The organism is Nocardioides marmoriginsengisoli (assembly GCF_003725695.1).
GTDB classification, from domain to species: domain Bacteria; phylum Actinomycetota; class Actinomycetes; order Propionibacteriales; family Nocardioidaceae; genus Marmoricola; species Marmoricola marmoriginsengisoli.
This window is the reverse complement of sequence record NZ_RJSE01000007.1, coordinates 790,470-811,586: the sequence shown is the minus strand read 5'-3', so window position 1 is coordinate 811,586 and position 21,117 is coordinate 790,470. Positions and strand designations below refer to the sequence as shown.

Here is a 21,117-nt window from a genome sequence, read left to right as displayed (position 1 = left end):
GGGGGCGCATCGCCTACGGCGCTGTTCGCGTCGCTTGCTGCGGCGATGTCCGAGATGTCCTACTTCCCCGTTCCCGGCCAACGGGGTTGACCCTGACATTGCTAACAAGGAGTTAGCAAACCGCTAGCGCGTCGTTGAGCGTGTCGCCGTGGTCCAGGTCACGCCGAGAAGTCCGAATTGTGGCCTGGGTCACGCGCCCCAGGCCCCGCCGAAGGCCCGGTCGGTGTTTGCCTCGATCGCCCGGCAGAGCTCGAGAAGGTCGGTCCCCCGGGTCGTGGCCATCGCCCGGACCGTGGTCGGGATCAGGTACGACGCGTTGGGCCGGCCGCGCCACGGCTCGGGCGTCAGGAACGGGGCGTCGGTCTCCACCAGGATCCTGTCCAGCGGCGTGACCCGGAGCGCCTCCCGCAGCGGCTCCGCGTTCTTGAACGTCACCGTGCCCGCGAACGACAGGTGCGCGCCGCGCTCCAGGCACCGCTCCGCGAACGCGGCGTCCCCGGAGAAGCAGTGCATCACCCAGCGCGGCGGCGGTCCGACCTCGTCGAGGACCTCGAGCACCTCGGCGTGCGCGTCCCGGTCGTGGATCACCAGGGTCTTGTCGAGCTCGTGGGCGAGCTCGATGTGCCGGCGGAACGACCGGACCTGGGCCTCCCGGCCGTCCGCACCGGTCCGGAAGTTGTCCAGGCCGGTCTCGCCGACGGCGCGCACCCGCGGGTCGGTGGCGAGCTCTGCGATCTCCGCCCATGCCGCGTCCAGCCGGCCGTCGGCATCGAGCCGAGGGGCTTCGTTGGGGTGGAGCGCCACGCCGGCGACGATCGCCGGGTGCTCCCGCGCGGTCTCGACAGCCCAGCGGGCACCGGGCAGGTCGCAGCCGATCTGCACGATCCGCGGGACCCCGACCGCCGCCGAGCGGGCGAGCGCGTCGAGGACCGGGACCGGTTCGCCGGGACCGTCGTGAGCCCCGATGTCCAGGTGGCAGTGGTTGTCCACGACCGGGTGCGGGAGCGGCTCCGGCGGTTCGGGGCGGTCTCCGGCTCGCTGGGCGGTGCGGGTCATCGGGCTGCCTTCTTGTTGTGGACCAGGTCGTACACCTCGCGCTTCGGGACGCCGGCCCGGCGCGCCACCTCCGCGATGGCGTCCTTGCGGGTCGCCCCGAGCAGCTCCTCCTCGGCGACCCAGGCGACCAGGGTCTCCGGGTCGTCGACGGGGCCGCTCTCGGGAGCACCGGTGACCACGATGGTCACCTCGCCGCGGATGCCGTCCGCGGCCCAGGCGGCCAGCGCGCCCAGACCGTCGCGGCGTACCTCTTCATGGGTCTTGGTCAGCTCCCGGCAGACCGCCGCGGCCCGGTCGGCCCCGAACGCGGTCGCCATCGCCGCCAGGGCGGCCTCGGTCCGGTGCGGCGCCTCGAAGAACACCATCGTCCGGCTCTCGGACGCCAGTCCGGCCAGGCGGCGCGAGCGCTCCCCCGGCTTGCGCGGCAGGAAGCCCTCGAAGCAGAACCGGTCGACCGGGAGCCCGCTGACGGCGAGCGCGGTGAGCACCGCCGAAGGCCCCGGCACCGAGGTCACCTCGATCCCGGCCTCGACGGCCGCCGCGACCAGCCGGTAGCCCGGGTCGGAGACGCTCGGCATCCCGGCATCGGTCACCAGCACCACGCGATCCCCGGCCCGTAGCAGCTCCAGCAGCTGCGGCGTCCGGCCCTGCTCGTTGCCCTCGAAGTACGAGATCACCCGGCCGGCGGGCTCGATGCCGAGGTCGCTGGTGAGCCGCTTGAGCCGGCGGGTGTCCTCGGCAGCGATCACGTCCGCCTCGGCGAGCTCGCGGGCCAATCGGGGCGGCGCGTCCTCCACCCGACCGATGGGGGTGCCGGCGAGGACCAGCACGCCTGCCGTCTCAGAATCGGTCATGTCCCGATCATGTCAGTCCGGTCGCTGCGCTCGACCTCGTAGGGTGGGCGCCGTGGCGCGAGCAGACGTGGAGGAGGAGACCGTCTCCGTGACGACCCTCTCCCGGACCGCGCAGGGCGATCGGGTCCCGACCGCCACCGAGCGCGCGAAGCCCCGGGCACGCGACCTCGACCCGGTGATCTCGTGGGCCGCCACCCTGGGGATCACCTTCATCGCCGCGTTCCTCCGGCTCCAGGACCTGAGCAAACCGAGTTCGTTCCTCTTCGACGAGACGTACTACGCCAAGGACGCCTGGTCGCTGGTCCACAAGGGCTACGTCAGCGGGTACGTCGAGGGCGCGGACACCAAGATCCTCGCCGGCGACCTGCACGGCCTCTGGACCAACGACCCGAGCATGGTGGTGCACCCCGAGGTCGGCAAGTGGCTGATCGGGCTCGGCGAGCTGATCTTCGGAATGGACCCGTCGGGCTGGCGGTTCGCCCCGGCGATCGTCGGCTCGCTGATGGTCTTCGTGATGATCCGGCTCGCCCGCCGGGTGACCGGCTCGACGATGCTCGGCCTGGTCGCCGGCCTCCTGATGACCTTCGACGGCCTGCAGCTGGTGCTCTCCCGGCTCGCGCTGCTGGACATCTTCCAAGCGTTCTTCGTGCTCTGCGCGGTCAGCTGCCTGGTCGCGGACCGGGACTGGTTCCGCGCCCGGCTGGCCCGGCTGGCGGCGGACACCAACGGCACCCTGTCCGGCTGGGGGCCGCGGGTGCTCTGGCGGCCCTGGCTGCTCGCCACCGGGGTCTGGTGGGGGCTGGCGATCGGCACCAAGTGGTCCTCGATCTTCCCGCTGGCCGCGTTCGGCATCCTCTTCTGGCTCTGGAGCTCCGGCGCGCGCCGCTCCTTCGGCATCCGGTGGGCGTGGGTGAAGTCGGCGCTGATCGACGCCGCGCCGGCGCTGCTCTACGTCGTCGTGCTGCCGCTGATCGTGTACGTCGTGAGCTGGACCGGCTGGCTGATGCACGCCGACGTCTACGAGCAGCACCTCTCCAACACCCAGTACGGGCCCTACTGGGGCAGCTACATCAAGACCGACGCGCACGGGTTCTTCCCCGAGCTCTTCCAGTCGCTCCGGTCGCTGTGGCACTACCACCACGACGTGTACACGTTCCACACGCACTTCCTCAACGACGCCCACCACGTCTACCAGTCGAACCCGCTGGGCTGGCTGGTCCTGAACCGCCCGGTCGGCGTGGACGCGCAGCTCGACATCGCCCAGGGCGCGCAGGGCTGCGACGCGACCGGCTCGGAGACCTGCCTGCGCCAGGTGATCCTGCTCGGCACCCCGGCACTGTGGTGGTTCGCGACGATCGCGTTCCTCTGGTCGGCGGTCTGCTGGATCGGCAAGCGCGACTGGCGCTACGGCATCGTCGTGGTCGGCGTCCTGGTCACCTGGCTGCCCTGGCTCCGGTACGACGACCGCCCGATCTTCAGCTACTACGCAATCGTGATCGAGCCGTTCCTGATCCTCGGCGCGGTGCTGCTCCTCGGCGAGATCCTCGGCCGTGCGGCACCGGGCACCCGGAGACGCCGGATCGGCGCGATCGCCGCCGGCGCGATCGTCGTGACCATCGCGGTGAACTTCGCCTGGTTCTGGCCGATCTACACCGACGGCCTGCTCACCGAGTCCGAGTGGATGCAGCGGATCTGGTTCTCCCGCTGGATCTGACGTCGAAGAGGCCCTTCTTGCCCGTTCAAGAGGCCGTTCCGACCCGTTGAGTCGGCTGTTCTCGTCAGACGCCGGCGATCGGGGGCGCGGTGGCGTCGGCGCCCTCGCCGCCCTGCTCGCGCCGCATGTACTCCTCGATCGCGTTGACGTCGTCCTTGGCACGGGTCACCACGGTGAGCAGGTCGTTCATGGTCGAGACCTCTTCGACCTGCTCCTTGATGAACCACTGCATGAACTGCTCGGCGGCGAAGTCGTTCTCCTCGCGGGCCGTGCGGGTGAGCGCGAAGATCTGCTCGGAGACCCGCTTCTCCTGGGCCAGCGCCAGCTCCACCGGCGCGACGATCGACTCGAACGCGGTCAGCGGCGCCTCGACGCCCGGGATCTGCACCTCGCAGTCGGTGTCGAGCAGGAACTGCACCATCATCATCGCGTGGTCGCGCTCCTCGAGCGCCTGACCGTAGAAGAAGGCGGCCATCTGCGGCATCGTTAGGGCGTCGTAGTGGATCGCGCACGCGATGTACTGCTGGTGGGCGGCGAACTCGTTGCCGATCTGCTCGTTGAGCTGGGCAGCGAATCGAGGTGCGGTCACGGCGGGTCCTCCCGGTTGGGGTCAGGCGGCCAGAGACTTCTTCTTGCCCGACTTCTTCTTCTGGATCTTCACGGCGGCGGCCAGCTCGGACTTGGTGATCTTCTTGGTGACCTTGACCTTCGGACGGACCTTCTTGGCCGTCTTCTTGGTCAGCGGTCGGCCCTCGGAGTCCACCCGGACGAGCGCGCGCCTGTGCACACCGTATCCGGTGGGGAGGTCGCCTTCCTTGAGCATGCGCAGGGGGCAGCGATCGCAGCGTGATTTCGACACGCAGCACTTCGTCTTCGGAAGCTTGATGGCCTTGCCCACGCCGAGGACCCTAACATTCGCTTAGGGGTGCCTTACCTAAGGTGAGACCGGACTCACTCCACCGGCGTGAGCCGGAAGACCCGGATCTCCCGGTCGGTCCGGCCTCGGTACGACGCATAGACGCTGGTCACCGCGACCATCCGCTGGTACGCCGCCTCGGCCTCCTCGCCGGCGAGCAGCTCCGCCCGCACCGGGATCCGCTGGCCCCGTACGACGATCGCGGTCTCCGGCGACGCGAGCAGGTTGCCGGTCCAGGCCGGATGGTGCTGCTGCCCGAAGTTCGATCCGACCACGATCGCGGACCCGCCGTCGCGAGCGAACAGCAGCGGGCTCACCCGGACCTGCCCGCTCTTCCGCCCGAGCGTCTCCAGCAGCAGCGTCGGCGCTCCGACCGGGCCGAGGATCGTCCGCCGCCCGTCCGAGCGCAGCATCAGCCGCCGATCGAGAGGCATCAGCTTCCGAATGGTCCAGGACCCCGGCCTGGTCGAGGCGACCCGGGTGCCGATCCGCGCCAGCGCGCCGTCGCGGTTGCCCCAGAACTCATCGGGAATCTCGGCCATGTCGCGAGTCAAGCAGATGGACATTCCCTAGGCGAACCCTCCGACTGTCCCTACCATGGTCGGATTCACGTTACTGACCAGTACCGAGGAGTCCCATGCCGAACCCGCTCGAGCTGATCAACCGCGCCGGCATCGAGGCGCGCGCGCTGACCGCGCTGCTCCGGGCCGGGGCCATCGGCGGCTCCTCGCCGGCCAAGACGGTGGCGATCCTCAAGACGCTGCGCGCCTTCGGCCCGTTCGGATCCGCGGTGCACCTGGCCGCGATCCGGCACCCGGACTCCCCGGCGATCGCCGACGAGCGCGGCGAGCTGACGTACCTCGAGTTCGACGAGCTGATCAACCGGCTCGCGAACGCCCTGCTCGCCCGCGGCCTCCAGCAGGGCGACGGGATCGCGATGCTCTGCAAGAACCACCGCGCGCCGCTGCTGATCGGCTTCGCGGCCTCCCGCGCGGGCCTGCGCAGCCTCTGGCTGAACACCTCCTTCTCGGCGCGGCAGGCGACCGAGGTCTGCGCCCGTGAGGGCGTCGACCTGCTGATCCACGACGCCGAGTTCACCGAGCTGCTCGCCGATGTCACCCCGCCGCACGGCAAGTTCGCGATCGACGTGGCCGCCGGCGGCGACGACCTGGACGCGCTGATCGCCGAGGGCTCCCCCGACCTGCCGCCCGCGCCGGCGAAGCCGGGCCGGATCGTGCTGCTGACCAGCGGCACCACCGGTACGCCGAAGGGCGCCCCGCGAGCCGATCCGAAGGGCTTCGCGATCCCGGGCGGCGTCCTGGAGCGGATGCCGATGCGGTCCGGCGAGTCGACCGTGATGGGGCCGCCGCTCTTCCACGGCACCGGGCTGCTGCTCGCCACGCTCGCCATCTCGGTCGGCAACAAGCTGGTGCTGCGGACGAAGTTCGACCCCCGGCAGATGCTCGCCGACATCGACACCCACCGGGCGAGCACGATCTGCGTGGTCCCGGTGATGCTCCAGCGGATGGTCGAGCTCGGTCCGGACGTCCTCGCCGAGTACGACACCCGCTCGCTGAAGTGCGCGTTCACCGCCGGGTCCCAGCTGCCGGCGGCGCTCTCGAAGCAGTTCTCCGACCAGGTCGGCGACGTCATCTACAACCTGTACGGCTCGACGGAGGTCTCGGTCGCCACGATCGCCACCCCGGTCGACGTGCGGGAGGCGCCGACGTCGGTCGGCCGGCCGACCCTGGGCGTGCGGATCAAGATCCTCGGCGACAACGGCCAGGTCCTGCCGCAAGGAGAGACCGGGCGGATCTTCGTCGGCACCACCTCGCCGTTCGAGGGATACACCGGCGGTGGCGGCAAGGACGTCATCGACGGCCTGATGGCGACCGGCGACGTGGGCCACTTCGACGCGCAGGGCCGGCTCTACATCGACGGCCGCGACGACGAGATGATCGTCTCCGGCGGCGAGAACGTCTTCCCGCGCGAGGTCGAGGAGCTGCTCGTCACGCACCCGGCGATCGCGGACGCCGCCGTGCTCGGCGCCGAGGACGAGTCCTTCGGCCAGCGGCTGCGCGCCTTCGTCGTGCTCCGTCCCGGCGAGACCCTCGAGGTGGTCGAGGTCCAGGACTTCGTCAAGGACAACCTGGCGCGCTACAAGTCGCCGCGGGACGTGCTCTTCCTCGACGAGCTCCCCCGTAACCCCACCGGGAAGGTGCTCAAGCGCGAGCTCGCCCAGCTATAGGGAGCGGAGCTCGCCCACCTGCGGGGCAAGGGCGCGAACCAGGGCGAGCGGCTCGGCGCCGAGGTGCATCACGTGCACCTCGCTGACCCCGAGGTCGGCGTAAGGCTTCATCGCCTCGACGAAACCCGCCGGTTCGCAGTCGCCGGTCCACAGGATCGTCTTCGCGACCGCGTCGTAGTCGCGGCCGAGGTCGGCGCAGTGGCGGCGGAGCACCTCCAGCTTGGCCGCGATCGCCTCCGGGCCCGACTCGGCGCTGGCGAAGAGGTTGCAGGCGTCGGCGTACCGGGCGACGAGCCGCAGCGTCTTCTGCTCGCCGGACCCGCCGATCATGATCGGCACCGGGCGCACCGGCTTCGGCGAGCAGATCGTCTCGGCGAGCTGGTAGTGCCGGCCGTCGTACGGCCCGTCGTCGTCGGACCAGAGCTGCCGGACGACCTGGACAGTCTCCTCCAGCCGCTCGAACCGCTCGCTCAAGGGCGGGTACGGGATGCCCAGGGCACGGTGCTCGCGTTCGTACCAGGCCGCGCCGAGACCGAGCACCGCACGCCCGCCGGAGAGCGCGTCCAGGGTGGCGACGATCTTGCCCAGCACGCCCGGGTGCCGGTAGGTCACTCCGGTGACCAGCAGCTGCAGGTCGACGGTCGAGGTGTGCGCCGCCAGGAAACCGAGCGTCGTGTACCCCTCCAGCATGGAGCTGCTCGGCGGACCCATGAACTCCAGCTGGAGGTAGTGGTCCATCACCGACAGGTTGTCGAACCCGGCCTCCTCGACCGCGGCACCGATCTCGGCCAGGGCCGGGCCGACCGGGCCCTCGAAGTCGAAGTTGACGAGGTGGAGTCCCAGGCGCATACCTGCACGCTACGCCCGGGACCCCGCCCGCCTAGAAGCCTCAGAGGATGTAGAGCATCTCCTGGTACGTCGGCAACGGCCACAGGTCGTCGGCCACCACGCTCTCCAGGGTGTCCGCGGCGCCCCGGACCGCCGCCATCGCGGGCAGCAGCACGTCGCGGGTGTACGTCGCCTCGGCCAGCGGGTCGTGCGGCGTCTCCGCGGTGAGCGCACCGGCGAGAACGGCCAGTCCGGCGCGCAGCTCGGCCAGCGGCGCCGAGACGGTCTCGAGCGGCTCCAGGTCCGGCTCCACCCCGACGGCCTTGAGCGCGGCCAGGTTGGTCGCCACCTCGGTCTGGTAGCGGACCGCCGCCGGCAGGATCACCGTGGTGCCGAGCTCCAGCGTCGAGCGAGCCTCGACGCCGACGCTGTTCACGTACTGCTCCAGGCCGATCTCGTAGCGGGAGTGCATCTCGGCCTTGCTGAACACCTTGTACGTCGAGAACAGCTCGATCGCCTCGTCGGTGATCAGCTCGGGCAGCGCGTCGACGGTGGTGCGCAGGTTCTTCAGCCCGCGCTGCTCCGCCTCGATCTGCCACTCGTCGGAGTAGCCGTTGCCGTTGAAGATCACCGCGCCGTGGTTGCTGACGATGTCGGCGAGCACGTCCTGGACGGCCTCGTTGAACTCGGTGCCCGCGGCGACCTTGGCCTCGAGCTCGGTCGCGATGAAGTCCATCGCCTCGGCCATGATCGTGTTGATCACGACCATCGGGGCAGCGACGGTCTGCATCGAGCCCGGCGCGCGGAACTCGAACCGGTTGCCGGTGAAGGCGAACGGGCTGGTCCGGTTGCGGTCGCCCGGGTCCTGGCCCAGCGGCGGCAGGGTGTCCACGCCGACCAGCAGCGTGCCCTTCTCCTTCGAACGGGTGGCGCCGCCCTTCGCGATCTGGTCGAAGACGTCGGCGAGCTGGTCGCCGAGGAAGATCGAGATGATCGCCGGCGGGGCCTCGTTGGCGCCGAGGCGGTGGTCGTTGCTGGCCGAGGCGACCGAGGAGCGCAGCAGGCCCCCGTGCAGGTGCACCGCGCGGATCACGGCGGCGCAGAAGACCAGGAACTGGGCGTTGTCGTGCGGGGTGTCGCCCGGCAGCAGCAGGTTGCCCTGGGCGCTGTTGCCGAACGAGAAGTTCACGTGCTTGCCGGATCCGTTGACCCCGTCGAACGGCTTCTCGTGGAACAGGCACTCCATGCCGTGCTTCTGGGCGACCGACTTGAAGATCGTCATCAGCAGCTGCTGGTGGTCCGAGGCCACGTTGGCGCGCTCGAACATCGGCGCGACCTCGAACTGGCCGGGGGCCACCTCGTTGTGCCGGGTCTTGGCCGGGATGCCGAGCTTGAAGAGCTCCCGCTCGGTGTCCATCATGAAGCCGAGCACCCGCTCCGGGATGGCGCCGAAGTAGTGGTCGTCGAACTCCTGGCCCTTCGGCGGCTTGTGGCCGAGGAGGGTCCGGCCGGCGTTGAGCAGGTCGGGGCGGGCCAGGAAGAAGTGCCGGTCGACCAGGAAGTACTCCTGCTCGGGGCCGCAGTACGCGACCACCCGGTCCGGGGTGTGCCCGAAGAGCGTCAGGATCCGCTCGGCCTGGGTCGACATCGCCTGCTCCGAGCGCAGCAGCGGCGTCTTGTGGTCGAGCGCCTCGCCGGTCATCGAGACGAAGACGGTCGGGATGCAGAGGGTGTTCCCGTTCGGGTTCTCCAGCACGTACGCCGGGCTCATCACGTCCCAGCCGGTGTAGCCGCGCGCCTCGAAGGTGTTGCGCAGGCCGCCGTTGGGGAAGCTGGACGCGTCCGGCTCGCCCTGGATCAGGGTCTTGCCGGAGAACTCGGCCAGCGCCGAGCCGTCGCCGGCCGGCTCCAGGAAGCTGTCGTGCTTCTCCGCGGTCATCCCGGTCAGCGGGTAGAAGACGTGCGCGTAGTGGGTGGCGCCCTTCTCCATCGCCCAGTCCTTCATCGCGGACGCGACCGCGTCGGCGACCAGCGGGTCGAGCGGCTCGGAGCGCTCGATGGTGGCGATCACGGACTTGAAGACCGACTTGGGGAGGCGGCGCTGCATCACCGAGGTGCTGAAGACGTTCTCGCCGAAGATGTCCCCGGGAGTCTCGTGGAGCGCGAAGCTCGCTGCCGGAGGCACGTACGCCTCGACGTCTTTGATGGCCTGCAGTCGAACGTTGTTGCCGCTCAAGGTGAACCCCTAGGTGAAGTAGGTCGGTGCTGCGCCGAACTCAGGCGCGGTCGTCACCGTAGGAGTCGCGACGACGCCGCCTGTCTCCGCAATGTTTCAGGAAGATGAAGTTGTGCCGGAAAGCGTGTGATCTCGCTGACACCGCCCGGGTGAGAGAACCTCGTAACGCAGAGTTCAAGGACCCGAAACCCGACCGCTCAGGTCGGCATGGCAGTCTCTTCCCCGTGGCCGAACTGACACAGCAGCAGCAGGCGATCCTGGACTTCGAGCGCCAGTGGTGGCGCTACTCCGGGGGCAAGGCCCACGAGCTGGAGCAGCAGCTGGCGATGACGGCCTCGGAGTACTACCGCACGCTCAACGAGATCATCGACCTTCCGGGCGCGCTGGAGCACGACCCGACCCTCGTCCGCCGGCTGCAGCGGGCCCGTGCGCTGCGTCGCCGCCGCCGCTCCACGGCCTCGTTCCGGCTCGCGCACCTGCCGCACTAGGGGTCTCAGCCACTAGCCCAGTTCTTCGGACTCCACGTCGAAGTACTCCTGGTACGCCCGTGCCCGCTCCCGGTACTCGCCCTCGTCGAGCCCGGTCTCCGCGAACGAGTACCGCTTCAGGCTGCCGCCCTGGTCGCCCGGATGCGCCGCCAGGAAGGTCCGCATCCGAGCCTCCGCCTCCGCGGTGAGCTCCAGGCCGATCTCGTCGTAGATCCGCGCGACCCCGCCGATCAGGTCGTGCCGGATGTCCTGGTAGCGGATGTCGATCACCCGGCCGCCCGCACCGTCCGCGTCGGCGAACACCCCGTCGCGCCGAGCCTCCAGCGCGCGATCCAGGCCGAGGACGATGTCCTCGCCGTACTGCGCCGCCAGCCGGGTCACCTCGAAGTGGTCGGTGGTCATCTCGCGCAGGCTGGCGCCGAGGGCGCTGATCGAGGCGATCACCTTGAGCGGGTCGCGGTGGTTCTGGATCACGATCGCGTCCGGGTACTCCGCCATCAGCGCGGGCAGGCTCCACAGGTGCGCCGGCGACTTCAGCAGCCAGCGCTCGGAGTGGTGCTCGGACTGCAGGTGCTGCAGGAAGCGCCGGTGCCACCGGTACGCCGGCGCCATGTCCGCCTCGTGCATCAGCCAGCGGTTGTACGCCGGCACCTCGAACTGCAGCGAGTGCTGCATCGAGCGGAAGTCGCTCGTGAAGATCCGGACGTCCTCCTGCGCCAGCTGGGCGCCGAGCTCGTGGAACGACGCGAAGCCCGGGATGAACGCGTCGACCAGGTCGAACCCGGCCTGGGCCTCGGCGATCCGCGGGTCGGTGTCGAAGCTGGCGGTCCGCGGCGCCGGGACCGGCCGCTCGATCTCCCAGCTCAGCGGTGCCCGGTTGGCCGGGTCCTGGGCCATCAGGTCGAGCAGGATGGTGGTGCCGGTGCGCGGCTGCCCGACGATGATGATCGGCGCCCGGACCTCCTGCTCCGCGACAGCCGGATGGGTCTTGCGCCACTCCTCGATCCGCAGCCGGTTGGCCAGGTCGCCGACGATGCCGTCCTCGGCGACACCGACGCCGACCTCGTTGAGCCGGGCGCTCTCGGCGAGGGAGGCGAGATAGATCTCCAGGCCCTCCTGCCAGGAGTCGGCGCCGAAGTCGTCGGAACCCGCTGCCGCGATGGCGGCGTCGACGAGGCGGTCGCGGCGTTGCAGAGTGCTCTCGGTCATGACTCTCCTTGCGGGCTGGTCGGGCTGGTCGGGGTGCTCGTCGGGGACGCGGCGAGGTACTGCTGGATGAGCGCGGGGAGATCACCGCGTCCGGCGTCGGCGACCCACTCGTCGCAGGCCAGCCGGGCGGCGGTCATGGTGTGGGCGCCGAGCATCCGCGGGCGCGGGTCACCGGGGCGCAGGTCGGTGAACCGGGAGGCGACCGCCTCGGCGATCGCGACCTCCCAGTCGACGTACAGGTAGAGCGTCCAGGCGAGCATCGCCGGCGACGACCGGCTCAGCTGCGCCTGCTCCAGGAACATCGGCCGGTACGCCTCGAAGTCCTCCCCGAGCCGGGCGTAGGCGGCGCGGACCGCGTCCAGCGGCCCCAGCCGAGCCGGTACGTCGGCCAGCACCCCGGCGAGCACGTAGGCCCCGGCGTCGGAGAGCCCGGTCGCGATCGCGAGCTCCTTGGAGTCGAAGTACCGGAAGAAAGTGGCGCGGCCGATCCCCGCAGCGGTCGCGATCTCGTCGACCGTCGTCTCGGCGATGCCCTGGTCGGTGGCCAGCCGGGCGGCGGCCTCGGCGATCCGCTGCTGGGTGGCCGAACGCTTCCGCTCCCGCAGGCCGGGCTCCGCACCCGGACGCCGAGCCTGTCGAGACGTCGTTCCCTTGACCACCATGGTGACTCGAATGATACTGAGTCTCACATTCTTGTCCAGCCCCCGAGGAGCACAATGCGCGCGCTGCAGGTCACCCGGCACGGCGATCCGATCGACGTCCTGGCCGTCAACGACATCGAACGGCCGGCGCCGGGACCCGGCGAGGTGCTGATCAGGACCTCCGCCGCGGCGCTCAACTACAACGACATCCTGCGCTGCCAGGGCGGACTGGTCTCAGTCACCCAGGATCCGCCGTTCACCCTCGGGATGGATCTCTGCGGAGTCGTCGAAGCGGCCGGCGCAGGAGCCGAGAGCTGGACCGGCCAGCGCGTGCTGGCGGTCGCCAAGGACGCGCTCGGCGGTCTCGCCGAGTACGTCGTCGCCCCGGCCGCGGGCGTGTTCGCCGCGCCGGCCGAGCTGACCGACACCGAGGCGGCCGCCTTCCTGCTGCCGTTCCACACCACCTACCTGGCCCTGCACGTGCGAGCCGGGCTGGGGGCCGGGGAGACGCTGCTGGTGCACTCCGGGGCCAGCGGTCTCGGCACCGCCGCGATCAAGCTCGGTGTCGCCGCCGGCGCCCGGGTGCTGGCCACCGTGAGCTCACCGGAGAAGGCCGCGCTGTGCCGCTCCCTGGGAGCGGACCTGGTCATCGACCACACCGCCGAGGACTGGGTCGAGGCCGTCCTCTCCGCGACCGGCGACGCGGGTGCCGACGTGATCCTGGACCTCGCCGGCGGCGAGTTCGTCGGCAAGTCCTGGACCTGCGTGGCGCGCGGCGGCCGCTACCTGCCGGTCGGCTTCACCGACGACCCGGAGAACGGGATGAGCGGACGCCCGCTGCGGATGATCAGCATCGGCAACTTCTCGGTCGTCGGCGTCGTCTGCGCCTGGGTCGACGCCGTCGACCCCGGGATGCGCCGGTTCGGCTTCAACCCGTTCCTCCGCGAGGAGGGCGACCGGGTGCACGCGGCCCTGACCGACCTGGTCACGACCGAACTGCGCCCGCACGTCGGCCGGGTGGTCTCCCTCGACGAAGCCGGCGCGGCGCTGGAGGATCACCTCCAGCGCCGCGCGGTCGGCCGGACCGTCGTCCGGCTCGGTTGAGCTACTCGATCACTTGCTCGACGCGAGCCGGTACTGCCGCACCGAGAGCGGCACGAACACCAGCAGGATGCCGACCACCCAGAGCAGCGTGTAGAGCGCCGGGTGCTGCAACGACCACGCGTCGGAGACGGTCTCGCCCGGCGGCAGGTTGCCGAAGAGGTCCCGGGCCGCCTGGGTCAGCGCCGACACCGGGTTCCACTCGACGATCGTGCGCAGCACCCCGTCGAAGGACTGGATCGGCACGAAGGCGTTGGAGACGAAGGTCAGCGGCATGATCACGATGAACGAGGCGTTGTTGATCACCTCGACGCTCGGGACCAGCAGGCCCACCCACGCCATCACCCAGCTGATCGCGTAGGCGAAGAGCAGCAGCAGCCCGAACCCGGCCAGGGCGTCCAGCGCCCCGTCCCGGATCCGCCAGCCGACCAGCAGTCCGGTCAGCGCCATGATGATCAGCGACAGCACGTTGTAGACGACGTCCGAGGTGGTCCTCCCGACCAGGACGGCAGCCGGGGACATCGGCAGCGACCGGAACCGGTCGATGATCCCCTTCTGCATGTCCTCGGCCAGACCCGCACCGGTGAAGGTCGCCCCGAAGACGACCGTCTGGGCGAAGATGCCACCGATCAGGAACTCCTTGTAGGAGACCCCGTCACCCGGGTTGATCGCGCCGCCGAACACGAAGGCGAACAGCAGCACGAACATGATCGGCGAGATCAGCACGAAGATCAGCACCTCGGGCACGCGCTTGATCTTGATCAGGTTGCGCTTGGTGATGACCCAGCCATCGGTCAGCGCGCGGGACACGGCGTTCATGCGCCCTCCCCTCCGGCGGAGCCGGCATCGGAGTCGGTATCGGACTCGGTGGCGTGTCCGGTCAGGGACAGGAAGACGTCGTCCAGCGTCGGGCGACGCAGGCCGATGTCGAGCACCGCGATGCCGCCGGCGGCGAATCCGGCGAGCACCTGGCTCAGCGAGTCGGCTCCCCCGGTGACCGCGGCGGTCAGCGCACGCTCGCTGTCCCCGGACTGGACCTCGCCGGTGGCGACCTGACCCAGCACCGCCACCGCGGCGTCGCGATCGCCGTCGTCGACCAGGACGACCTCGATCCGCTCGCCGCCGGTCTGCGACTTGAGCTCGTCGGCGGTGCCGCGGGCGATCTGCCGGCCGTGGTCGATCACCACGATGTCGTCGGCGAGCTTGTCCGCCTCCTCGAGGTACTGGGTGGTCAGCAGCAGCGTCGAGCCCGCACCCACCAGCTCGCGGATGACCTCCCACATCTGCTGCCGGCTGCGCGGGTCGAGCCCGGTGGTCGGCTCGTCGAGGATCAGCACCGGCGGCGCGGCGACCAGCGCACCGGCCAGGTCGAGCCGGCGGCGCATGCCGCCGGAGTAGGTCTTGGACGGACGGTCGCCGGCGTCGCTCAGGTCGAAGCGCTCGAGCAGCTCCCGGGCGCGCGCCTTCGACGCCACCCCGCCGAGCCCGTAGAGCCGGCCGACCATCTCCAGGTTCTCGAACCCGGTCAGGTGCTCGTCGACCGCGGCGTACTGGCCGGAGAGGCCGATGCTGCGACGGACGCCCTCGGCGTCGTTGAGGACGTCGCGGCCGGCGACGACCGCGGTGCCCTCGTCGGGCTTGATCAGGGTGGCAAGGATGCGCACCGCCGTCGTCTTGCCGGCACCGTTGGGGCCGAGCAGGGCCAGCACCTTGCCCTCGGGAACACTCAGGTCGAGGCCGCGGAGGGCCTCGACGTTCTTGTAGCGCTTGACCAATCCGGTCGCGCTGATCATCTCTGTCAACTCGTCCACACCCTCATCTCCGTCGTTGCCGGCGACAGCCATTCGCCGGCCCGGCCGACCTTAGTCAGCCGCACCGACAACGGGCCCGGGCCGAGGAGAGTTCCCCGGGAGCGGTCAGGACTTCATCGAGACGCCCTTGCGCCAGTAGCCCATGAAGGCGACCTGGGAGCGCTCGACGCCGAGCTCCTTGACCAGCGCCCGGCGCAGCGTCGTGACCATCCGGGACTCGCCGGCGATCCACGCGTAGAGGTCGGCGAGCGGCCCGTCCGAGCGCGCGTCCTGGTCGAGATCGGCCCCCGAGGAGGACCAGGTCGGCGTCTCCCAGAGGTCCGGGTCGATCTCGGCGTCGGTGGCCCACTCCCCGGCGCCGAGACCGAAGTGCGCCCGGATCGCCGGGACCAGCCGGGCGCCGGCGTCGGTGTGCCCGCGCGGCAGCCAGCAGAGCTCCATCCCGGGAGGCGCCGCCAGGTCGAGGATGTCGCCGACGTCCGGGACCTCGAGGAAGACCCGGCCGACACTGGTAGCGTCGAGGTCGGCCAGGATGCTCGCGATCGCCGGCAGCGCGGTCTCGTCGCCGACCAGTAGCAGGTGGTTGACCTGCGGCGGCGCGAACTCAATCCCGCCGAACGGTACGCCGCGGCGGGGCGCCATCACCTGCACCCGGTCACCCGGGACCGCCCGGAGCGCCCAGCTGCCGCCGGGGCCGGCGAGGCCGTCCTCGTGCACGACGATGTCGACCACGAAACGGGTTTCCCGGCCGCTGCCGAGGACGTCGCGGATCGTGTAGGTGCGCATGTGCCCGCGCTCCTCCTCCGGAAGGCCCCACCAGGCCTGCATCGACTCCTCGTCGAGCGCGGCCGGAGCGGTCTGCCGCGCGCCGGGGAAGATCAGCTTGATCCGCTGGTCGTAGCGCGGACCCTCGATGCCGTAGTCGGCGAGCTCGGGACTGCCGAGGACGACCCGGACGAAGGACGGCGAGAGCCGCTCGACGCTGAGCGTCTCCAGCTCGACGAACAGCAACGGCAAGGACGAAGTCGTGACCATGTAACAAAGGGTAGCCTTACCTAATCAACAGCCAGGGCCCGGGCAGTGGTAGAACATGTTCTATGCCCATCACGAACGAGCAGGCCGAAGCCAACGTCCGTCGCTACCTCGAGCTGGTCGCCACCGGCACGGCCGCCGAGATCGTGGCGCTCTACGCCCCCGACGGCGTCCTGGAGGACCCGGTCGGATCGGAGCCGCTGGTCGGCCGCGAGGCGATCCAGGGCTTCTACGCGACCCTCGAGCCGATGAAGGTCACCACCGAGCTGCTCGCCATCCGCGCCTCCGGCGGCGAGGCGGCCTTCCACTTCCACATCGAGACCGACACCGGCGCCGGCGTCGCCGTCCTCGACCCGATGGAGATGATGGCCTTCGACGAGGACGGGCTGATCCGCTCGATGCGCGCCTGGTGGAACGACGGCGACATGACCTTCGGCTGAGATGACCGGCCGCCGGTTCGACACCGAGATCCAGACCCGCTTCCGCGACATCAACGTCGGCGGGCACGTCGACAACGTCGAGGCGGTCCGGGTGATCGACGAGGCCCGGATCCAGTTCTTCATGTTCGCCCCGGTCTTCGACGACCGCTCGCCGGAGAGCCGGCCGGGCCTGCTCCGGAACCGGCCGGCCGGCATCGTCGAGCTGATGGGGTCGCAGCGCGTCGACTACCACGCGGAGATGCGATTCATCCCTTACACGCCGTTCCTGGTCCGGATCTGGGTGAGCCGTCTCGGCCGGTCCTCGTTCACCGTCGCGACCCAGATGCGGACCTCCGCCGAGCACCCGCCCGCCCTCGTCGCCGAGTCGTCGTTCGTCTTCTGGAACTCGGAGACGGCGACGTCGTGGGAGATGGACGACGCCGTCCGCGCCGACCTGGAGCAGTTCCACGGCCCCGGCGTCGGCCTGCGTCCCTGACGCTCCCCGATCACCGTTCGCCGGCACCGACCGCGGCGTCGCCGACCGCCCCGTCGATCGCCGGCGCCAGCCGGAGCGGCGGGTACAGCGGGGTGACCCGGAAGATCATCTGGCTCGACGGCCCGACCGAGCGCCGTTCGTGGTCGGCCACCTGCTGGGCCTGGGCGTAGGACGCGAACGGCCCGGAGAAGGTGGCATCCCCCAGCGACAGGTCGACGCACACCACCAGGTGCGGCAGCTGCGCCTCGTAGCGATCGATGTCGCCGAGGACTCCCCGGACCAGGACCTCGAGTGCCTCCAGGTCATCCTCGCGTTCCGACGACCAGGCTCGTTCGACTGACTCGCTCACAGCTCTCCTCCTGACGACGCGGCACGGCTGTGCAACCGCGCTCACCTCGATTGATCGCCCGACGCGCCATTCGTGACGCGCTTGCCCGGGCAGTTGTGGACGAACCCGCGGGGCGGAGGCCGGATCTCATCCTTTTCCTCCTCCTTTTCGACGCAAGATCACCCTTTTGTGTGATTCGGCGGCTATGTCCTCGCGCCGAGCATCGATCCCGGGGGCCCGACCTGTGGCCGCACGAGGAAGGGATCGGCAGCATGGTGGAGCTGGGGACGGACCTGGAGGAGCTGGACGACGCGACGCTCGTCACCGGCGTCCGGCAAGGAGACCTGGACTGCTTCGGCGTCCTCTACACCCGGCACTTCGACTGCGGGGCGCGTGCCGCCCGGCGGGCCGGCACCCCGGCCGACCAGGTCGAGGACGTCGTCGCGGAGGGGTTCGCCCGGACCTTGCGCGCGATCCACGGCGGCAACGGTCCGACGACGAACTTCGCCGGCTACCTGTCGATCACGACGACTCGGGTCGCCTGGCAGCACAGCAAGGAACGGTCCCGGTGCCGGCCGACCGACGACACCGGTTTCCTCGACACCCAGGTCGTCGAGATCGACCTGCCTCCGGCGTCGCCGGTGCTCGACGCCCTCCGCGACCTCCCGGAGGCCTGGCGCACCCTGCTCTGGCGCCTGGAGGTCGAGAACGAGAGCATCCTGGAGCTGGCGCTCGACCTCGGGAAGTCCACCGGGGCGATCTCGGCGATGGCCACCCGGGCTCGGCACCGGCTCCGCAGCCACCCGAGCCTGGAGGACCTCCACCGGCGACGCGCCTGCGCCTGATGACCATCAGATCTTGGACGTTCCGCGTAATGCGTGCGCGCTGCCGGAGTCTGTACTGGTGTGGCTGGGCAACCCTGGGTTCCTTCGGACGAGCTCCCGAGCGCCGACGGCGACGGGGATAGTCGGATCGCGCCCGACCCGTACGACGACCCGGAGGTGATCGCCTGGCTGGAGGCCGAGTCGGCGACCGCCGCGAACACGGCCGCGGCGCCGTACCTGATCTTCGCGCTCGCCCGGACCGGTCACCTCGGCGCGAGCCTGCAGCTGGTCGAACGACTCCGGTACCAGTCGCTGAGCGAGGACCTCACCCACCGGTGCGACGTCGTCACGCTGCGCCTGTGGTCCGCCCGGGTCCAGCTGCGTCCGGACCCGGAGGCCTACGCCCTGGCTGCGGAGCTGCTGACGGCACCGGCGGCACTGCACCCGTGGCAACGCGTGCTGCTGCACCTGAACATCGCTGCCTGCATCCAGGCCGACATGACCGCGGACCTGGACGCGATCGACTCGGCGACGGAGCACCTGGTCGCCGCCCTGACCCTGGTCAAGGTGCTGGGGGTCCGCGGCCCGGAGGCGTCGATCCTCTCGCGGCTGGCGCTCGCCGAGATTCCGCGCGGCCGGCCGAGCATGGCCGCCCAGTTCGCCCGGGCCGCGCTCGACCTCGGCCACCACGACGCCGCGAGCGGACCGCCGCCGTTCTGGAAGGTCCGCGCCCAGCTCACCCTCGGCTGGGCCGACCACTTCCAGGGCGCACCGGTCGCCTGGGACCTGCTGGCCCAGCTCCCGACCGTCCGGCCGGAGGCCGAGGCCGATCCGACCCTGGCCTCGCTCGCGATCGCGATGGCTGCCCACGACGCTCTCCACACCGGGCAGATGCAGGCCGCCAGGAGCGTGCTCGCCAGCGCCTCGGTGGACCACCGGGTCGCCCGCGGCGGAGTCTGGGCACTGCCCCTGATGATGCTGGATGCCTACCTGGCGGTGCAGCAGGGCGACCGGGCCCGCGCGCAGGCGTACACGTCCCGGCTCGACCTGGTCCCGGCACCGGCGGAGGCGATCATGGTGCGCGCCATGATCGCCGGCAAGCGCGGTGACCTCGACGAGGCCCTGGCGCTGCTCGACCCGATCACCTCCGGTCGGGTGCGGCACCTCTCGCTGACCTTCGCCTGCGCCTGCGCGTACGAGTCCGGCCTGCTGGAGAAGCTCGGTCGCTCCGAGGACGCGGATGCCAGCATGCAGCAGGCGCTGGCGTGGACCGAACCTGTCAACGCTCGCCGGGTGTTCGCCCTCTTCCTCCCGACCCAGAACCTGGTGCTTGCCCGGCGGGCCCTGGCAGCGTCGCCCGGCAACGCCTGGGCCGCCGAGATCGTCGCCTTCCTCGAGGGAGGGAGCTCGCACGTCGCGGTGCCGGCGCCGGCACCCGTGGACCTCACCGGCGACACCCCGCTGACCAGCCGGGAGCTCGAGGTGCTCGCCCTGGTCAGCCGCGGCCACAGCCAGTCCGGGATCGCCGAGGAGCTGTACGTGTCCCTGAACACCGTCAAGACCCACCTGCGATCGATCCGGCAGAAGCTGGGGGTGGCGAAGACCGGCGAGGCGGCCGCGCTCGCCCGGAGCGCCGGGTGGCTCTGACCGGCGTCAGCGGAACCGCAGCGGGAGGGTGCGGTGCCGGCGTACGAAGATGCTCGGCACCCACGTCGGCAGGGCCTCCGGGTCGAGATCGACGTGCTCGGTCCGGTCGAGCAGCAGGCGGAGCGCCGCCGTCGCCTCCATCCGGGCCAGCGACGACCCGACGCAGAAGTGGGCCCCCTTCCCGAACGCGAGGTGCTGGCGGATGCCCGGCCGGTCGAGGTCGAGGACGTCGGGGTCGGTGAAGCGCGCCGGGTCCCGGTTGGCCGCACCCCAGAGCAGCAGCAGGTGGCTGCCCGCCGGCAGCGGCACGCCGCCGAGCGCGGTGTCGCGGGTGACGACGCGGTAGTGCCCGCGGAACGGCGACTCCAGGCGCAGGCACTCGTCGAGGAACGGGTCGATCAGGGCCGGGTCGGAGCGGAGCCGGGCCTGGACCACCGGGTCCTCCGCCATCCGCCGGGCCGAGGTCGCGATCAACCCGGCGGTGGACTCACCTCCGGCGCCGACCAGCTGGAGCAGGATCAGGACGGCCGTCTCCGGCTGCAGGCCGCCGTCGGCACAGGCTGCGGCCAGGGTGCCGAGCAGGTCGTCGCCCGGATGCCGACGTGCCCGGTCGAAGTGCTCGGCGAGGTAGCCGTACAGCTCGATCGAGGCGGCGACGAGGCGGTCCATCCGGTCCGCGGCGACGATGCCGCCGAGCAGCTCGGTGCTCTCGTAGGCGAGGTCCAGGAGCCGCGGCACGTCGGCTTCGGGAAGCCCGATCAGGCGCGCGACCATGGCGAGCGGCAGCCGGTCGGCCATCGCGTCCGCCCAGTCGACGTGACCGTCCCGGGCGTGCGCCTCCCAGAGCTCGCCGGCGAACGCGGTCACGTCCTGGTCCAGCGCGCGGATCCGCTTGCCGAGCGTCTGCAGCACCAGGCCGCGGTGGAGCTTGTGCGACGGGTCGTCCGCGGTGGCCAGCACCTGCTCGATCGTGCCGCCGCCGTCCATGCCCAGCTCGGTGGCGGCACCGTCGGCCCCCTGCAGGATCACCGAGCGCAGCTCGGAGGAGAAGTCCTCGGTCCGGGCAACCGCCTCCTGGACCAGGTCCCAGGTGGAGACCAGGTGGAAGCTCGTGCCCGGCACTCGGTGCACGGCGGCGGTACGGCGGAGGCGCTCGAACAGCGCAGCCGGATCGTCGACGTGCTCGGGGGCGAACAGGTCGAGGGGCACGGTGGTCGCGGTCATGGTTCCTCCGAACGGGCGGGTGCTTGCCGGCAATCGTGGTGCCGC

Annotated in this window: 22 protein-coding genes; 8 read left to right on the top strand and 14 right to left on the bottom strand. The window is 70.8% G+C overall.

Features of this window, described 5'->3' with window-relative positions; translation table 11 throughout:
- Positions 1-189: 189 nt before the first annotated feature.
- Both EFK50_RS12415 and rsmI read right to left on the bottom strand, forming a co-directional pair.
- Positions 190-1,056 (bottom strand): TatD family hydrolase, encoded by an 867-nt coding sequence (locus tag EFK50_RS12415; protein WP_123227860.1) that lies wholly within the window; start codon positions 1,054-1,056, stop codon positions 190-192.
- Positions 1,053-1,910: a 16S rRNA (cytidine(1402)-2'-O)-methyltransferase gene (rsmI, locus tag EFK50_RS12410; protein ID WP_123227859.1), complete on the bottom strand. Its 858-nt coding sequence runs from the start codon at positions 1,908-1,910 to the stop codon at positions 1,053-1,055. Before rsmI ends, EFK50_RS12415 begins: the two co-directional genes overlap by 4 nt.
- A gap of 52 nt (positions 1,911-1,962) precedes the next feature.
- Here rsmI and EFK50_RS12405 point away from each other — a divergent pair, with 52 nt between their 5' ends.
- The gene (locus EFK50_RS12405) at positions 1,963-3,624 is read left to right on the top strand and encodes a dolichyl-phosphate-mannose--protein mannosyltransferase (RefSeq protein WP_246004137.1); all 1,662 of its coding nucleotides are present in this window, start codon (positions 1,963-1,965) and stop codon (positions 3,622-3,624) included.
- A gap of 64 nt (positions 3,625-3,688) precedes the next feature.
- Here the strand turns inward: EFK50_RS12405 and EFK50_RS12400 are convergent, their stop codons facing one another.
- From EFK50_RS12400 to EFK50_RS12390, 3 genes are read right to left on the bottom strand one after another with little or no spacing between them, the layout of a single operon-like run.
- Positions 3,689-4,213, bottom strand: a complete 525-nt coding sequence (locus EFK50_RS12400; protein WP_123227857.1) for a ferritin — start codon at positions 4,211-4,213, stop codon at positions 3,689-3,691.
- A gap of 21 nt (positions 4,214-4,234) precedes the next feature.
- A complete protein-coding gene (locus EFK50_RS12395) occupies positions 4,235-4,522 on the bottom strand; it encodes a hypothetical protein (protein WP_123227856.1) in 288 nt (95 codons plus the stop codon).
- A gap of 53 nt (positions 4,523-4,575) precedes the next feature.
- Positions 4,576-5,082: a nitroreductase family deazaflavin-dependent oxidoreductase gene (locus tag EFK50_RS12390; protein WP_123227855.1), complete on the bottom strand. Its 507-nt coding sequence runs from the start codon at positions 5,080-5,082 to the stop codon at positions 4,576-4,578.
- Between the two features lie 95 nt (positions 5,083-5,177).
- Here EFK50_RS12390 and EFK50_RS12385 point away from each other — a divergent pair, with 95 nt between their 5' ends.
- The gene (locus EFK50_RS12385) at positions 5,178-6,788 is read left to right on the top strand and encodes an AMP-binding protein (RefSeq protein ID WP_123227854.1); all 1,611 of its coding nucleotides are present in this window, start codon (positions 5,178-5,180) and stop codon (positions 6,786-6,788) included.
- Here the strand turns inward: EFK50_RS12385 and EFK50_RS12380 are convergent.
- Together EFK50_RS12380 and EFK50_RS12375 are read right to left on the bottom strand one after the other, a co-directional pair.
- Positions 6,783-7,637 (bottom strand): LLM class F420-dependent oxidoreductase, encoded by an 855-nt coding sequence (locus EFK50_RS12380; RefSeq protein WP_123227853.1) that lies wholly within the window; start codon positions 7,635-7,637, stop codon positions 6,783-6,785. The two genes, EFK50_RS12385 and EFK50_RS12380, sit on opposite strands and share 6 nt — an antisense overlap.
- Positions 7,638-7,677: 40 nt before the next feature.
- A complete protein-coding gene (locus EFK50_RS12375) occupies positions 7,678-9,852 on the bottom strand; it encodes a glutamine synthetase III family protein (protein WP_123227852.1) in 2,175 nt (724 codons plus the stop codon).
- Positions 9,853-10,076: 224 nt separating this feature from the next.
- Here EFK50_RS12375 and EFK50_RS12370 point away from each other — a divergent pair, with 224 nt between their 5' ends.
- Entirely contained in the window at positions 10,077-10,340 is a 264-nt protein-coding gene (locus EFK50_RS12370) for a DUF3263 domain-containing protein (protein WP_246004136.1), read from the top strand.
- 12 nt (positions 10,341-10,352) lie between these two features.
- Here EFK50_RS12370 and EFK50_RS12365 read toward each other — a convergent pair whose 3' ends face one another.
- Both EFK50_RS12365 and EFK50_RS12360 read right to left on the bottom strand, forming a co-directional pair.
- Positions 10,353-11,549 carry a sulfotransferase family protein gene (locus EFK50_RS12365; protein WP_123227850.1) on the bottom strand — a complete coding sequence of 399 codons (1,197 nt, stop codon included), beginning with the start codon at positions 11,547-11,549 and terminating at the stop codon, positions 10,353-10,355.
- On the bottom strand, positions 11,546-12,211 hold the full coding sequence (locus EFK50_RS12360) for a TetR family transcriptional regulator (RefSeq protein WP_123227849.1): 666 nt from the start codon (positions 12,209-12,211) through the stop codon (positions 11,546-11,548). Before EFK50_RS12360 ends, EFK50_RS12365 begins: the two co-directional genes overlap by 4 nt.
- Before the next feature lie 54 nt (positions 12,212-12,265).
- Between EFK50_RS12360 and EFK50_RS12355 the strand changes: the two genes are divergently transcribed.
- Positions 12,266-13,294, top strand: coding sequence for a quinone oxidoreductase family protein (locus EFK50_RS12355; protein WP_123227848.1), 1,029 nt, complete (start codon positions 12,266-12,268; stop codon positions 13,292-13,294).
- 9 nt (positions 13,295-13,303) lie between these two features.
- Here the strand turns inward: EFK50_RS12355 and EFK50_RS12350 are convergent, their stop codons facing one another.
- The 3 genes from EFK50_RS12350 to EFK50_RS12340 form a co-directional block, all read right to left on the bottom strand.
- Positions 13,304-14,110 (bottom strand): ABC transporter permease, encoded by an 807-nt coding sequence (locus EFK50_RS12350; protein ID WP_123227847.1) that lies wholly within the window; start codon positions 14,108-14,110, stop codon positions 13,304-13,306.
- Complete coding sequence (locus tag EFK50_RS12345) at positions 14,107-15,102, bottom strand: ATP-binding cassette domain-containing protein (protein WP_425454382.1); 996 nt, start codon at positions 15,100-15,102, stop codon at positions 14,107-14,109. The genes EFK50_RS12350 and EFK50_RS12345 overlap by 4 nt, the downstream gene beginning before the upstream one ends.
- A 105-nt stretch (positions 15,103-15,207) precedes the next feature.
- The gene (locus EFK50_RS12340; protein WP_123227846.1) at positions 15,208-16,137 is read right to left on the bottom strand and encodes a siderophore-interacting protein; all 930 of its coding nucleotides are present in this window, start codon (positions 16,135-16,137) and stop codon (positions 15,208-15,210) included.
- A gap of 62 nt (positions 16,138-16,199) precedes the next feature.
- Between EFK50_RS12340 and EFK50_RS12335 the strand changes: the two genes are divergently transcribed.
- Together EFK50_RS12335 and EFK50_RS12330 are read left to right on the top strand one after the other, a co-directional pair.
- Positions 16,200-16,574, top strand: a complete 375-nt coding sequence (locus EFK50_RS12335) for a nuclear transport factor 2 family protein (protein ID WP_123227845.1) — start codon at positions 16,200-16,202, stop codon at positions 16,572-16,574.
- A 1-nt stretch (position 16,575) separates the two neighbouring features.
- On the top strand, positions 16,576-17,049 hold the full coding sequence (locus EFK50_RS12330) for an acyl-CoA thioesterase (RefSeq protein WP_123227844.1): 474 nt from the start codon (positions 16,576-16,578) through the stop codon (positions 17,047-17,049).
- A 10-nt stretch (positions 17,050-17,059) separates the two neighbouring features.
- Here the strand turns inward: EFK50_RS12330 and EFK50_RS12325 are convergent, their stop codons facing one another.
- A complete protein-coding gene (locus EFK50_RS12325) occupies positions 17,060-17,398 on the bottom strand; it encodes a hypothetical protein (protein WP_123227843.1) in 339 nt (112 codons plus the stop codon).
- Positions 17,399-17,649: 251 nt separating this feature from the next.
- Between EFK50_RS12325 and EFK50_RS12320 the strand changes: the two genes are divergently transcribed.
- Together EFK50_RS12320 and EFK50_RS22650 are read left to right on the top strand one after the other, a co-directional pair.
- The gene (locus EFK50_RS12320) at positions 17,650-18,222 is read left to right on the top strand and encodes an RNA polymerase sigma factor (RefSeq protein ID WP_123227842.1); all 573 of its coding nucleotides are present in this window, start codon (positions 17,650-17,652) and stop codon (positions 18,220-18,222) included.
- Positions 18,223-18,282: 60 nt separating this feature from the next.
- A complete protein-coding gene (locus EFK50_RS22650; RefSeq protein WP_148046143.1) occupies positions 18,283-19,848 on the top strand; it encodes a LuxR family transcriptional regulator in 1,566 nt (521 codons plus the stop codon).
- 6 nt (positions 19,849-19,854) lie between these two features.
- Here the strand turns inward: EFK50_RS22650 and EFK50_RS12310 are convergent, their stop codons facing one another.
- Entirely contained in the window at positions 19,855-21,072 is a 1,218-nt protein-coding gene (locus EFK50_RS12310; protein WP_123227840.1) for a cytochrome P450, read from the bottom strand.
- Positions 21,073-21,117 lie beyond the last annotated feature (45 nt).